This window comes from Pseudacidovorax sp. RU35E, from assembly GCF_900156165.1.
Lineage (GTDB): Bacteria > Pseudomonadota > Gammaproteobacteria > Burkholderiales > Burkholderiaceae_C > Xenophilus.
Genome location: NZ_FTMY01000003.1, coordinates 215871 through 229952, shown reverse-complemented (window position 1 = coordinate 229952; position 14082 = coordinate 215871). Strand labels below are relative to the sequence as shown.

The 14082-nt window shown below is 70.1% G+C and carries 11 protein-coding genes; 3 read left to right on the top strand and 8 right to left on the bottom strand.

Going from position 1 to position 14082, the window contains the following annotated elements:
- Positions 1-41 precede the first annotated feature (41 nt).
- The 6 genes from hutH to BXA03_RS06630 all read right to left on the bottom strand — a co-directional run bounded on the left by hutH (position 42) and on the right by BXA03_RS06630 (position 5937).
- Positions 42-1589, bottom strand: coding sequence for a histidine ammonia-lyase (gene hutH / locus BXA03_RS06650; RefSeq protein ID WP_076505326.1), 1548 nt, complete (start codon positions 1587-1589; stop codon positions 42-44).
- Positions 1590-1646: 57 nt separating this feature from the next.
- Positions 1647-2432, bottom strand: a complete 786-nt coding sequence (gene hutC, locus BXA03_RS06645) for a histidine utilization repressor (RefSeq protein ID WP_083715921.1) — start codon at positions 2430-2432, stop codon at positions 1647-1649.
- The gene (locus BXA03_RS26520; protein ID WP_143476233.1) at positions 2429-2662 is read right to left on the bottom strand and encodes a hypothetical protein; all 234 of its coding nucleotides are present in this window, start codon (positions 2660-2662) and stop codon (positions 2429-2431) included. The genes hutC and BXA03_RS26520 overlap by 4 nt, the downstream gene beginning before the upstream one ends.
- A 693-nt stretch (positions 2663-3355) precedes the next feature.
- Positions 3356-4159: an ABC transporter ATP-binding protein gene (locus tag BXA03_RS06640; protein WP_076505323.1), complete on the bottom strand. Its 804-nt coding sequence runs from the start codon at positions 4157-4159 to the stop codon at positions 3356-3358.
- Positions 4156-4971: an ABC transporter permease gene (locus tag BXA03_RS06635; protein ID WP_076505320.1), complete on the bottom strand. Its 816-nt coding sequence runs from the start codon at positions 4969-4971 to the stop codon at positions 4156-4158. The genes BXA03_RS06640 and BXA03_RS06635 overlap by 4 nt, the downstream gene beginning before the upstream one ends.
- Complete coding sequence (locus tag BXA03_RS06630) at positions 4972-5937, bottom strand: ABC transporter substrate-binding protein (RefSeq protein ID WP_076505317.1); 966 nt, start codon at positions 5935-5937, stop codon at positions 4972-4974.
- A 422-nt stretch (positions 5938-6359) separates the two neighbouring features.
- Here BXA03_RS06630 and recQ point away from each other — a divergent pair, with 422 nt between their 5' ends.
- A complete protein-coding gene (gene recQ / locus BXA03_RS06625; RefSeq protein ID WP_200803344.1) occupies positions 6360-8300 on the top strand; it encodes a DNA helicase RecQ in 1941 nt (646 codons plus the stop codon).
- Positions 8301-8315: 15 nt separating this feature from the next.
- On the opposite strand, the gene BXA03_RS06620 is transcribed toward recQ, so the two are convergent.
- Together BXA03_RS06620 and BXA03_RS06615 are read right to left on the bottom strand one after the other, a co-directional pair.
- Positions 8316-9908, bottom strand: a complete 1593-nt coding sequence (locus BXA03_RS06620) for a S41 family peptidase (RefSeq protein WP_076505315.1) — start codon at positions 9906-9908, stop codon at positions 8316-8318.
- Between the two features lie 97 nt (positions 9909-10005).
- Positions 10006-12330 (bottom strand): ATP-binding protein, encoded by a 2325-nt coding sequence (locus tag BXA03_RS06615; RefSeq protein WP_076505313.1) that lies wholly within the window; start codon positions 12328-12330, stop codon positions 10006-10008.
- 183 nt (positions 12331-12513) lie between these two features.
- Between BXA03_RS06615 and BXA03_RS06610 the strand changes: the two genes are divergently transcribed.
- Positions 12514-13719 carry a threonine ammonia-lyase gene (locus BXA03_RS06610; RefSeq protein WP_200803343.1) on the top strand — a complete coding sequence of 402 codons (1206 nt, stop codon included), beginning with the start codon at positions 12514-12516 and terminating at the stop codon, positions 13717-13719.
- A 131-nt stretch (positions 13720-13850) separates the two neighbouring features.
- Positions 13851-14003: a hypothetical protein gene (locus BXA03_RS26990; RefSeq protein ID WP_200803342.1), complete on the top strand. Its 153-nt coding sequence runs from the start codon at positions 13851-13853 to the stop codon at positions 14001-14003.
- Positions 14004-14082: the final 79 nt, after the last annotated feature.

Sequence of the window (14082 nt, the reverse complement as noted above, 5' to 3'; positions counted from 1 at the left end):
CTCCTTGAAAGGTCGGGGTGTCGGTCGGTCGGTCGTTCGGTTCAGGCGCCGTGGCTGGGCAGCAGCGTCAGCAGCGGAGCGGGCAGTTCGGCGGCCAGCGCCCACTGGCGCATGGCCTCGATGTCGGGCGCCAGGTAGCGGTCGCGCTCGACGAAGGCGACCTGGCGGCGGATGCGGGCGATCTCGGCTTCGATGGCTGGCGAGCTGCGCGGCGTGGTCTCGGTGCGCTTCAGCTCAATGCCTTGCGCGGCAGCCATCGCTTCGATGCCGATGACGACCGCCGTGTTGTTGACCATCTCGCCCAGCCGGCGCGCCGCGAAGGTCGCCATGGACACATGGTCCTCCTGGTTGGCCGAGGTGGGCAGGCTGTCCACACTGGCGGGATGGGCGAGCGACTTGTTCTCCGAGGCCAGGGCCGCGGCCGTGACCTGCGCGATCATGAAGCCGGAGTTGAGGCCACCGTCGCGCACCAGGAAGGGCGGCAGGCCCGACAGGCCCGTGTCCAGCAGCAGCGCGATGCGGCGCTCGGCGATGGCGCCGACCTCGGCGACGGCCAGCGCGAGGATGTCGGCGGCGAAGGCCACCGGCTCGGCGTGGAAGTTGCCGCCGGAGATGACCTCGCCGGTGTCGCAGAAGACCAGCGGGTTGTCCGACGCGGCATTGGCCTCGGTCACCAGCACGCGGGCGGCATGCGTCAGGTTGTCCAGGCAGGCGCCCATCACCTGCGGGATGCAGCGGATGGAATACGGGTCCTGCACGCGGCCGCAGTCGGCATGGCTGGGGATGATGTCGCTGCCTTCGAGCAACGTGCGCACGGCGGCGGCGACGGCCATCTGCCCCGGCTGGCCGCGCGCGGCATGGATGCGGGCGTCGAAGGGCTTGATGGAGCCCTGGATGGCCTCCAGCGACAGCGCGCCCGACATCAGCGCCGAGGCGAACACGTTCTCCGCGCCGAAGAGGCCGGCGAGCGCCAGCGCCGTGGAAACCTGCGTGCCATTGAGCAGCGCCAGGCCTTCCTTGGGGCCGAGCACGAAGGGCTCGATGCCGATGCTGCGCATGGCTTCCGCACCGCCGACCACGCGGCCGTCCGCCAGGCGCGCCTGGCCTTCGCCGATGAGCACGCAGGCCAGGTGCGCCAGCGGCGCCAGGTCGCCCGAGGCGCCCACCGAGCCCTTGGCCGGGATCAGCGGCGTGACGCCGGCATTGAACAGCGCCAGCAGCGCATCGACCAGCGCCGGCCGCACGCCCGAATGCCCGCGCGCCAGGCTCACCGCCTTGGTAGCGATCACCAGCCGCACCACCTCGGCCGCCAGCGGCTCGCCCGTGCCCACGCTGTGCGACAGCACCAGATTGCGCTGCAGTTCGGCCAGGTGGCCGTGGTCGATCCTGGTGCTGGCCAGCTTGCCGAAGCCGGTGTTGATGCCGTAGACCACGTCGTCGTGGTCCACGATGCGCTGCACGGCGGCCTGCGCGGCCTGCATGCCCGCACGCACGCTGTCGTCCAGCGAGAGGGTGAGGCCGCCCTGGTGGATGCGGCGCAGGCTGGCCAGGTCGACCTGGCCGGGATGGAGGGTCAGCAGGGTGGTCATGGCAGGTTGTCTATACAGGTTGTGGCGTGCGAAAGCGCAGGGGTGGGCGAAGGGCGCTCAGCCCCAGCCGGGGTTGCCGTCGGCGCGGAAGCGGCTGCCCAACCGGTAGCGCGAGGCCGGGTGCAGGCAGCGCACCAGCGTGATGGGCGTGCCGCGCGACCAGGTGCGGCGGGTGAGCAGCAGGCAGGGCTCGCCCACGTCCATGGCTAGGCGCGCGGCCTGCTCGGGCGTGGGCAGCACGGCATCGACCAGGTGCTCGATCTGGTCGAAGGGCACGTGGCGCACCAGGTATTCGCTGGGCGGCATGAGCGAGAAGTCCTGGTCGAGGAAAGCCGGCACCATGCGCGGGCTGACCCAGCGGTCCTCCAGCTGCACGGGGGTGCCGTTCTCCAGGTGCAGGCAGAGGCAATGGAAGAGCGATTCGCCCAGGCGCACGTCCAGCCAGGCGGCGATGTCCGCGGGCGCGGCGATGCGCTCGGCCGCCAGCAGCTCGAAGCCATAGTCGTGGCCGCGGCCGCGGATCTCGCTGGCGATGTTGGCGATCTGCAGCAGGGTGGACTGCGGCTTGGTCTCGGCGACGAAGCTGCCCACGCCGGCCACACGCTTGACGCGGCCTTCGTCCACCAGCTCGCGCAGGGCGCGGTTGGCGGTCATGCGCGAGATGCCGAACTGCGCGACCAGCTCGTGTTCCGACGGCAGCCGGTGGCCGGCGGGCCATTCGCCGCTCTGGATGCGGCGGACGATGTGTTCCTTGACCTGCTCGTAGAGGGCCAGGGACGGGTTGCTCGGTGGGGCGCTGACGGGGCGGCGGTCACGCGGTGCCTTGGCGGCGGTCGTCGTCATGCGCGGCCTCCGTCGTGATGCGGCTTGCGGGTGCCGGCCGCGATCAGCGCGTGCATGGCTTGTCGCTCGATGTTCTTGGTCGTTTTCGTGCCGCCGCGTTGGAAAGGACGGTGCGCCAGAGCGGCCAGCAGCCCGTGGGCGGCGGTGCTTCGGTGGCGCGGTCGGCGCTGCGCGCCGACGCCCCTGCGATGCTCGCGAAACCGGCCCGCGGCATAACTCGCGACGTTCACTGCGTTCACTCTGCTCGGACAAATGCCGCGAGTCAGATCACGAAGCAGGCCTGTCCTTCGGCAGGCCTGCGGCCGGCTTCGCTGCGCTTCTCGGCGCGCCACAGGCGCACCACCGCCCACGGGCTGCCGGCCACTCTGGATTGGGCCGTGCGGTTGCGCCCTCCGACTCAGCGGCAGTGGGCTGTTTCTCCCTCTCCCTCTGGGAGAGGGCTGGGGTGAGGGCCTGCGGCGTTGGTGACGGTCGAGCGTCAATGAGGCGCTGGGCGGCCCCTCACCCAACCTCTCCCCAGAGGGGAGAGGAGCGAAAACCGGGGCCAAAGCCCGGGCCTCGATCGCGGTCCGGGCGCGCGGCGCCCCTGATCCGATACCGGCGCAACGTCCCCAGCGCGCGGGTCCGGGGCCGGCTGCCGCGGGCGATTTGCGGGGTGGCGAGAAGCGCAGGCCGGGGCGAGGCACGCCTGCCGAAGGACAGGCGTGCTTCGTGAACTGACTCGTCGCAGTTGTTTGAGCGGAGCGCGCCAGCGCGTAGCGAGTTCTGCGACGCGAGCCCCGGCCGAGCATCGCAGCGGAGTCGGCGCAGCCGACCACCCCGCCATGAGCCCGCGGCAGCCGGCCCCGGCCCCGCGCGCCGCCCCCGACCCCAACGAGAGCGCCACCCCGGACCTCACCCTGAACGCGCACCCCAGACATCGCTCAATGCTCCGCCGCCGCCATCGACTCCGCCCGGATCTCTTCCGTCAACCGTGCCTTGAGTTCCATGAACTCCGGCGTCGTCTTGAGCGTGTAGTGGCGCGGATGCGGCAGGTCCACCGCGATCTCGGTCTTGATGCGGCCGGGCCGGGCGCTGAACACCGCCACCCGGTTGGCCATGAAGATCGCCTCGTCGATGTCGTGCGTGACGAACAGCACCGTCTTGCGCTCGGCCTCCCAGATGCCCAGCAGCAACTCCTGCATCAGCACCCGCGTCTGGTTGTCCAGCGCGCCGAAGGGCTCGTCCATCAGCAGCATCTTGGGGTCGTTGGCCAATGCGCGCGCGATCGCCGTGCGCTGCTGCATGCCACCCGACAGCTGCTTGGGATAGTGCCGCTCGAAGCCCCGCAATCCCACCTTGGCGATGAAGTAGGCCGCGCGCTCCTTCTGCTCGGCCTCGGACATGCCGCGCTCGCGCAGGCCGAAGCGGATGTTCTGCTCGATGTCCAGCCACGGAAAGAGCGTGTAGCTCTGGAACACCATGCCCCGGTCCGCCCCCGGCCCGGTCACCAGCCGGCCGTCCAGCAGCACCTGGCCGCCGGTCGGGAAGTCCAGCCCCGCCACGATGCGCAGCAGCGTCGACTTGCCGCAGCCTGAGGGCCCGAGGATGGTGACGAAGTCGTTTTCGCGCACGTCGAAGTCCACCGGCAGCAGCGCCTGCGTGGACTGCCCCCGCGCCCCGGTGAAGGTGCGCGAGACGCCGCGGATGGCCAGCTGCACGCCGGCTTCTTGCACGTTGCCGCTCATAGCGAGGCCCAGGCAAAGAGCCGACGGTTGACGGCCTTGAACAGGAAGTCCGACACCAGCCCGATCAGGCCGATGACGATGATGCCGAAGATGATCTGCCCGGTGTTCAGCAGCGCCTGGCTGTCGGTGATCATGTGGCCGATGCCCGAGGACGAGCCGATGAGCTCGGCCACGATCACGTAGGTCCAGGCCCAGCCCAGCACCAGGCGCAGCGTCTCGGCGATGCCCGGCGCCGCGCCCGGAATCAGCACCCGCCGCACGATGCCGCCGCCGTCGGCGCCCAGCGTGTAGGCGGCCTCGACCAGGTCCTTGCGGGCGCCGCCCACCGTCACCGCCACCATCAGGATGATCTGGAACACCGAGCCGATGAAGATCACCAGCAGCTTCTGCGCCTCGCCGATGCCGGCCCACAGGATCAAGAGGGGAATGAAGGCCGAGGCCGGCAGGTAGCGGCAGAAGGAGACGAAGGGCTCCAGGAAGGCTTCCACCGGCTTGTAGGCGCCCATCAGGATGCCCAGCGGCACCGCGATGACGGCCGCCAGCAGGAAGCCGCCGAACACCCGCCACACCGTCATGCCGATGTCGCCGATGAAGCCGTATTCGGTGAACAGCAGCACCGCCTCCTTCACCATCGTGACCGGGCTGGCCAGGAAGGTGGGCGACACGTAGCCGCCCAGCGTGAAGAAGGCCCACACCGCCACGAAGAGCACGAAGAAGGCCACGCCCAGCAGCCAGCGCGTGCGCGGGCCGACGGGCTCGAGCGGGGTCATGACGGAACGGCGGGGCACGGACACAGACTCAGGCAAGGGCATTTACTTGATGAAGGACGCGTCGTAGGTGGCCTTCAAGTCTTCGGGCGCCTTGCGGATCACACCGGCCTCCAGCAGGATCGGCACCGACTCCTTCATGAACTGCTCCAGCTCGCCGGAGAAGAACTTCTGGTTGGCGGCCTTGTCCTGCCAGCGCAGGTACTTGGACGAATTGGCGAAGGCCTCGCCGGTCTGCTTGACCGCAGAACCCATGATCTCGTTGGCCTTGGCCGGCTCGGCCTTGATCATCTCCAGCGCCTCGAAGTACGACGCGGTGAGCGCCTGCGCCGCCTTGGCGTTGGCCTTGAGCCAGGTGGGCGCGCAGCCCACGGTGTCCATCACCATCGGGTAGTCCAGCGTGGTCGCGAGGATCTTGCCGGACTGAGGCGCGTTGCGCACCGTCGACAGGTACGGCTCGTAGGTCATGGCGGCGTCGTTCTGGCCGGCCACGAAGGCCTGGGCGGCGGCCTGCGGCGCCAGCGTCACGGTCTTCACGTCCTTGAGCGTCATGCCGTTCTTGCTGAGCATCCAGGCCAGGCCGAAGTAGGGCGCAGTGCCAGGCGCATCGACGCCGATGGTCTTGCCCTTGAGGTCGGCGAAGGACTTGACGTCGCCCCGCACGGCGATGCCGTCGGCGCCGTAGGACTTGTCCATCTGGAAGATCTGCACGATGGGCACGCCGTTGGCATTCCAGGCCACATGCGTCTCCACCGTGGTGGCGGCGCACTGGATGGCGCCCGAGGCCAGGGCCAGGTGGCGGTCCTTCTGCGGGATCATCTTGATCTCCACGTCCAGACCGTTCTTCTTGAAGATGCCGGCCTTGTCGGCCAGCGTGAGCGGGGCGAAGCCCGTCCAGCCGGACATGCCGAGCGCGATCTTCGTCTCCTGCGCGGCGGCAGTGCCTGCAGCGCAGGCGAGGGCGGCGGCCGCGGCCACCAGCGATGCGATCTTGAAGACGGTCTTGGCCATGCGGCCCTCCTGTGGTGTGAATGGCGGAACAACAACGGACATCGGTGCAGGCAACCTCGCCAGCGGGGGAGCGCGGCGCAGTCTGAGCCTGGCCGCCACACCTGTATATACAGGACAACCCGCAGCGAAGTTTCATTGAGAGAGCGAACGTGCTGGGGTCAAGTCCCGCTTCGGTGCATCGGCCGGAGCCATGCACCAAAATGCTGTCTATACAGGCAGTGGCGAGCGCAGTGCCCACCCGATTGCAGAAGGCGTGCCAGCTTCCGCGGGCTTGGGGCCGGCACACCGGCTCCCGGGTGTCGGCCTGAGACAATGCCGCCCTGGCGCGCGGGAGGCGCGCCGCACGCGCCTTTCGGCGGCGCGTCGCAGCCATCCACTTGTCCGCCCGCCTGCCCTGCCGCTACCGACCGCACCGACCGACCGTGTCTTCTCCCCACTCCCTCGACTCCGGCAGCATCGCGCCCCTGGCCATCCTGCGCGAGGTCTTCGGCTACGAGGCCTTCCGCGGCCCGCAGGCGGCCATCGTCGACCAGGTCACGGCCGGCGGCGACGCGCTGGTGCTCATGCCCACCGGCGGCGGCAAGTCGCTGTGCTACCAGATCCCGGCCATCGCCCGCGCGCGCGCCGGCCAGGGCGTGAGCATCGTGGTCTCGCCGCTCATCGCGCTGATGCACGACCAGGTCGGCGCCCTGCACGAGGCCGGCGTGAGCGCCGCCTTCCTCAATTCCACGCTGGACTGGCAGGAGGCGCTGGACGTCGAGCGTCGCACCGCACGCGCCGAGCTCACGCTGCTCTACGCCGCGCCCGAGCGCGTCAACACGCCGCGCTTCCTGGAGCTGCTGGACGGCCTGGCCGCGCGCGGCAAGCTGGCCCTGTTCGCCATCGACGAGGCGCACTGCGTGAGCCAGTGGGGCCACGACTTCCGCCCCGAATACCGGGCGCTGGCCGTGCTGCACGAACGCTACCCGGCCGTGCCGCGCATCGCGCTCACCGCCACCGCCGATGCGCTCACGCGCGCCGACATCGTCGAGCGGCTGCAGCTGCAGGACGCACGCCAGTTCGTCAGCAGCTTCGACCGCCCCAACATCCGCTACGCCATCGTCGAGAAGAAGGACGCCAGCACGCAGCTGCTGCGCTTCATCGAGCGCGAGCACGAGGGCGAGGCCGGCGTCGTCTACTGCCAGTCGCGCAAGCGTGTGGAAGAGGTGGCGCAGATGCTGGCCGATGCCGGCGTCAACGCGCTGCCCTACCACGCCGGCCTGGACGCCGCCGTGCGCCAGCGCCACCAGGACCGCTTCCTGCGCGAGGAGGGCATCGTGATGGTGGCCACCATCGCCTTCGGCATGGGCATCGACAAGCCCGACGTGCGCTTCGTGGCCCACCTGGACCTGCCCAAGAACATCGAGGGCTACTACCAGGAGACCGGCCGCGGCGGCCGCGACGGCCTGCCCGCCGATGCCTGGATGGCCTACGGCCTGCAGGACGTGGTCAACCAGCGCCGCATGATCGACGAGAGCCCGGCGGCCGAGGAATTCAAGCAGGTGATGCGCGGCAAGCTCGACGCGCTGCTGGCCCTGGCCGAGGCCACCGACTGCCGCCGCGTGCGGCTGCTGGCGTACTTCGACGAAACCTACGGCATGCCGCCCGATGCGCCCGAGGGCGAGGAGCGCGTGCCCCTCATGCACTGCGGCAGCTGCGACAACTGCCTGTCGCCGCCCGCCGTGTGGGACGGCACGGACGCCGCGCGCAAGCTGCTGTCCACCATCTACCGCGTGCAGCAGCAAAGCGGCATCGGCTTCGGTGCCGGCCACATCATGGACATCCTGCGCGGCAAGACCACCGACAAGGTCAAGCAGTTCTTCCATGAACGGATCAGCACCTTCGGGATCGGCGCCGAGTACAGCGAGACGCAGCTGCGCGGCGTGCTGCGCCAGCTGATCGCCATCGGTGCGGTGGAGGTGGATGCCGAGAAGTTCAACACCCTGCGCCTGACCGACGGCTCGCGCGCGGTGCTGCGCGGCGAGGTGCCGGTGCGGCTGCGCGAATCGGTGTCGCAGCCGGCCCCGCGCCGCAGCCGCCGCGAGCGCACGGGCGGCAGCGCCAGCGCGGCGGCACCGGCGGCGGCAGCGGCGCTGGACACCGGCGGCCAGGCCCGCTTTGCGGCCCTCAAGGCCTGGCGCGCGGAAGTGGCCAAGGCCCACAACCTGCCGGCCTACGTCATCTTCCACGACGCGACGCTGGCCGCCATCGCCGAGCGCGCGCCCGGCTCGCTGGAAGACCTGGAAGGCGTCAGCGGCCTGGGCGCGAAGAAGCTGGAGGCCTACGGCGAAGAGGTCGTGCGCGTCATCGCCGGGGTGCGCTGAGGCACCCGCGCTGGTTCAAGGCGCGGATCCGAGGTCCTGCGGCAGAACGATCCGGTTGTCCAGCCAGGGTGCGCGCGACCCCAGCACCGCCTGGTTGGGCGAGCGCCCGGTGCCGCTGCCACCGGCGACGGATCCCGCACTCGCCGCGAAGGCCGTGACAGGCGTGGGGCAGACACCGTTCTGGCGCAGGCTCAGGGCCGCGGCCAGCCGCGCCTCGGCTGGATCGCCCAACGCATGACTGAAGTCGTCGGCCACGCTGCAGGTGGGCGCGAGGCCATCCGCATAGTCGCCCTCGCCCTTCGCGTTGACGCCCTGGAACTGGATGGAGAAGTAGGTGGTGCCGCAGTTGTCCTGCGGGTAGAAGCCATAGGGCTTGCCGCAGGTCGTGCCGCCCACGAGCGCCACATTGACACCGATGCCGCGCAGTCCATTGACCACGGACTCGCTGGCCGAGCAGGTGTCGCCACCGGCCAGCACCAGCACGCGCGGCAGGTTCAGACGCGGCAGCGGACTGCCGGCGCGCGACCCATATTGGGCCGTGGAATAGAAGGGCACGCGACTGGCGGAGGCGGAGGTGCCGAAAGGGTTCTTGCGGTTGTAGACGAGGCGCTCGAAGGTCTGGCCCGTCGTACTGTTGGTGGGCGCGATCATGCTGCCGAGCTCTGCCGCGATGCCCAGCAGGCCGCCGCCGTTGTAGCGCATGTCCAGCACCAGGTCGGCCACGGCGGCATCGCGCAGATTGGTGATGGCGTCCATCAGCTGGGCTTCCGCCGCGATGCTGTGCTGATTGAACTGCAGGTAGCCGACGTTGCCGCTGGCCGTGGGGATGGTCTTCACATTCATCACGGCGCGGCTGGCGATGGCGGTGGCCGTGAGCGTGAGGGTGAAGTCGCTGCCGTCGAGGCGACGCAGGCCCAGCTGGTGCACCTCGCCGGATTTCTGCGGCGCCAGGCCGGCATTGAGGCCGTCGACATTGCTGCCGTTCGTCACATCGATGCCGTCGACCGTGCGCACGCTCATGCCGCGGGTCACGCCGGCGGCGGAGGCCGGCGAGTTGGGCTCCACATAGGCGACACGTACATCGCGCGGCGGCACGCTGGAGAGATACGCCAGTCGGAGGCCGTAGCCGATCTCCTGGCCATTGTTGGACAGGCCCAGATAGGCCGCGGTGTCATAGGTGAAGTGGAAGCGGTCCTTGGGCTTGCCGCTGCTCGTGAGTGCGGAGGTCTTGAGCACCCCGAAGTAGTCGATGGGCGTGGCATAGTCCGCCGCCGACCGGGTCGGCACCTCGTCGTACCAGAGGTAGGTGTCGTTGATCCATGAACGCACCCAACGCTTCTCGTCCAGCAGCGTGCCGGACACGTCGGCCGTGCCGCTGCGGGGGCTGGCGCAGCGGCCGGCGACGCTGGCGGTGTTGACGATGTCCGGATCGGTCGCCTGGGCGGTTGGTGCGGGTGCCGACGCGGGCGCCGGTGCAGGCGCAGGCGCAGGCGCTGCGGGCAACGGCACGAATCCACCGCCTCCGCCGCCCCCACCACCGCCGCCACAAGCGGTCAGTGCAGTCACGATTGCGCCGGCGAGCAGCGCGCCCATCCCTTTTTGCGTCATGGTGGATCCCTGTCTTTGTGAGGCCGCGCGCCCCCCGGCCCACGGCCGGACGATGCTAGCAACCCACGGACACTGAACGCCGGCCGCCCGCGCCGGATCAGTGAACAAAGCCCATGCCGCGCGCTTCGCGCACCTCGGGCTTGAGCCGGTGCTCGGCCTCCAGCTGCTGCAGGAACTCCTCGGGCGTGAAGGCGGCAGCCAGGATCTCCACCTGCCGCTTCACCGCCGCGAAGTCGCCGGGGCAGAGCTGGTCGAGCCGCGCCAGCCGCGCCGTGGCCTCGGGCGTGAGTGCCTCGGTCTGGCCGTCCAGCGCCTCGGTGACGAACATGCGTTCGCGCTGCTCGGCCGTGAGGGGCTTGAAGCGGATCTTGAAGGTGAAGCGCCGCAGCGCCGCCTGGTCGATGCGGTCGAGCAGGTTGGTGGTGCAGACGAAGACACCCTGGTAGCGCTCCATGCCCTGCAGCATCTCGTTGACCTCGGTGACCTCGTAGGTGCGCTGGGCGCCGCGCCGGTCCTGCAGGAAGGAGTCGGCCTCGTCCAGCAGCAGAACCGCCTTCTCGGCCTCGGCCTCGCGGAACATGGCGGCCATCTGCTGCTCGGTCTCGCCGACGTACTTGCTCATCAGGTCGCTGGCCTGCTTGATCATCAGCGGCCGACCCAGCGCGCGGGCGATGTGCTCGGCCAGCGCCGTCTTGCCCGTGCCGGGCGCGCCGTAGAAGCACAGCGTGCCGTGGCCGCGGGCCTTGAGCGCCTCGACGATGCGCGGGATCTCGAAACGCGTGTCGACGTTGAGCATGCCCAGATCCCAGGTCGTCACGGCCAGCCGCTCGGCAGGCGCGCCAGCGCTGCGGCCCAGGGCCTGGTCGGCATTGCGCAGTTGCCGCTCGATCAGCGCCTCGGCGTCGGCGCCGCCCTCGGCCGCCAACCCAGCGAAGCGCACCGCGGTGCGGATCTGCGCCGGCGTGAGCCCGCGCCGCTCGGCCAGCCGGCCGGCAAGGGCCTCGGACACCTCGACGCCGGCCAGCGCCTTGCGCACGATCTGCTCGCGCGCGCCGGGCGGCGGCGACTTCAGCTCCAGGTGGTAGGCGAAGCGACGGCGGAAGGCCGGGTCGATCTGCTCGATGCGGTTGGTGACCCACAGCGTGGGCACCGGGTTGGTCTCCAGGATCTGGTTGACCCAGGCCTTGCCGTTGACGCTGCCGCTGGCGGCCGGCGCCGCGATCTGCTCGGCACGGGCCATGAACTGCGCCGCCTCGGTGCTGATGGGCGGGAACACGTCCTCCACCTCGTCGAACAGCAGCGCCGACTGCGCGCTGCCCTTGAGGAAGACCTGCGCGATCTGCAGCGAGCGGTAGCGGTCGCGGCCCGAGAGCGAATTGCCGTCGCGGTCGGCGTACTCGACCTCGAACAGCTCCAGCCCCGCGGCCTGCGCCACCACCTTGGCCAGTTCGGTCTTGCCGGTGCCTGGCGGGCCGTAGAGCAACACGTTCACGCCCGGCTCCTTGCGCGCGACGGCGGCGCGCAGCAGCGTGATCAGCATGCGGGCCTCCTCGCCGACGAAGTCGAAGTCGTCCAGCGCCAGTTCGCTCTTGGTGGAGGGCCGCGTGAACACGGCCATCAGCTCACTCTGGTCGCGGTACTCGCGCATGAGCACCGGCGGCAGCTTCTCGCTGACCTTCATCAGGTCGGCCAGGTCGGTGATGTTGTGCTCGGAGATGAGGTTTTCGACCAGGCCGATGCGCTCCAGCCGCGAGCCGGCGCGCAGCGCCTCGCCCACCTCGCTGGGGCTCACGCCGGCCACCTCGGCCAGCGCGGCATAGGCCTCGGGCGCGTTGCTGACCTTGAACTCCACCAGCAGCGAGCGCAGGTCGCGCTGGTAGCGCGCCAGCGTGCCGTAGAGCAGCAGCGCGCGCTCGGCCTTGTTCAGCTGCAGCAGGCCGGCGAGGGCGTCGATGTTCTTCTCGACCAGCGTGGACTGCTTGCGCAGCGTCTGGGCCAGCCAGTCGCGGGTCGATGCCAGCACGGCCAGCAGGTCCTTGGGCTGGTCCTTGGCGTATTCGTCGAGGTGGAAGAAGAGCGTGCCTTCTTCGTAAGGGCCGCGCCAGTGGCCGTGGCGTTCGAGCAGGGCGCGGTTGTCCAGCGTCTGCACGTCCTTCCAGACCTCGTTGCCCTCGCAGCGCCGCACCAGGAAGGCCCGCAGCCGCTGCAGCACCGACGCGGGCCACACCAGGTGGCGGCCGGTGAGCGAGAGCAGGCCGTTGAGATCGCGCCGCACGTTGAAGCGCGGGCCCTGCTGCGCGGCCAGCGTCAGCACGAAGTGCGAGCACATCAGCTCCAACACCGGCGCCTCGCGCAGGCCGGGCGAGGGCAAGGCGGCCCCGCGCTGGGCGGTGCTGGCGTCGAGTCCTGAGCGGCGGGCCATGGCAGGGTTTCCTCGGAGATTGAGCGGCGACCATAGCGCAGTCCGATGCAATGCGGAAGTGCGGGGCCACCAAACCCCCGGGGGCGGCTGCGCGACTGCGCCAGCCCCGGGGCGCGGCCCCGCCCGAACGCGGACGGGCGTCGTGTGGGCGCCTGCGTGCAGGGCGGCGCCACAATGCCGGGCATGGTCTCCCTCCAAGACATCGAAGCGGCCGCCCGCCGGCTGCAGGGCCAGGTGCTGCGCACGCCCTGCGTGGAATCGCGCACCCTGTCCGACATCGTCGGCGCGCAGGTCTTCCTCAAGTTCGAGAACCTGCAGTTCACCGCCTCCTTCAAGGAGCGCGGCGCCTGCAACATCATGGCGCAGCTGGCCGCCGCCGATGTGCCGCCCAAGGGCGTGATCGCCATGTCGGCCGGCAACCATGCGCAAGGCGTGGCCTATCACGCGCAGCGGCTGGGCATTCCGGCCACCATCGTCATGCCGCGCTTCACGCCGGGCGTGAAGATCGAGCGCACCCGCGGCTTCGGCGCAAATGTGGTGCTGTTCGGCGATTCGCTGGAGGCGGCCCGCGGCCATGCCTACGAGCTGTCCGAGCGCGACGGTCTGGCCTTCGTCCATCCCTACGACGACGACGCGATCATCGCGGGCCAGGGCACGGTGGCGCTGGAGATGATGGAGGACGTGCCGGATCTGGACACGCTGGTCGTCTCGGTGGGCGGCGGTGGCCTGCTGGCCGGCATGGCGGTGGTCGGCCGTGCCCGCCGCCCCGGCCTGCAGATCGTCGGTGTGCAGACCGCGCGCTTCCCGTCCATGGTCAACGCCGTCAAGGGCACGCAGCACATCTCGGGCACCAGCACCATCGCCGAAGGCATCGCGGTGGGCACGCCCGGCGAGCGCACGCGCGAGATCATCGCGTCGATGGTGGACGACCTGGTGCTGGTGGACGAAGGCGACATCGAGCAGTGCGTGCTGATGCTGCTGGAGATCGAGAAGACGCTGGTGGAAGGTGCCGGCGCCGCCGGGCTGGCGGCGCTGGTGCGCCACCCAGAGCGGTTCCGGGGACGCAAGGTGGGGCTGGTGCTGTCGGGCGGCAACATCGATCCGCTGCTGCTGGCGGCGATCATCGAGCGCGGCATGGTGCGCGCCGGGCGGCTGGCGCGGCTCACGGTGAGCGCGCGCGACGTGCCCGGCATGCTGGCCCGCATCACGGCCACGGTGGCCGAGGCCGGCGCCAACATCGACGAGGTGCACCACCAGCGCGCCTTCACGCTGCTGGCGGCGCAGAACGTGGACATCGAGCTGGTGCTGCAGACCCGTGGCCGCGAACATCTGGCCTCGGTCATCGACGCACTGCACCACGCCGGCTTCGAGGCCGAGGAAAAGCGCTAGTCGCGGGATAGCGCAAACCCGCTGCTGGAGCGCCTCGGCAGGAGAAACCCCGAGTCCTACTCGCTTTCCTGGGAGAAGGGGTGCTTGTTAACATCCCCGGTCTTGTCCGCATAGAAAAGAGACACTTTCCCATGTCCACTCCCACGCCCGTCGAGCCCGGCCACGACGCCATCGTCGAGAAAGACGCGGTGGAAGGCATCGTTCCGCTGATGCCGATCGTGCTGCCCATCGCCGGCGGCATCCTCATGCTGCTGCTGGCGTCGATCGCGGTGTATCTGGCCTGAGGGGCCGCAGGCGCACGGGTCCGGCCTGGGTTTCCCGCCGGATTTCGCCCCGCCTTCACACGAAAAAGACCGGCCGCAT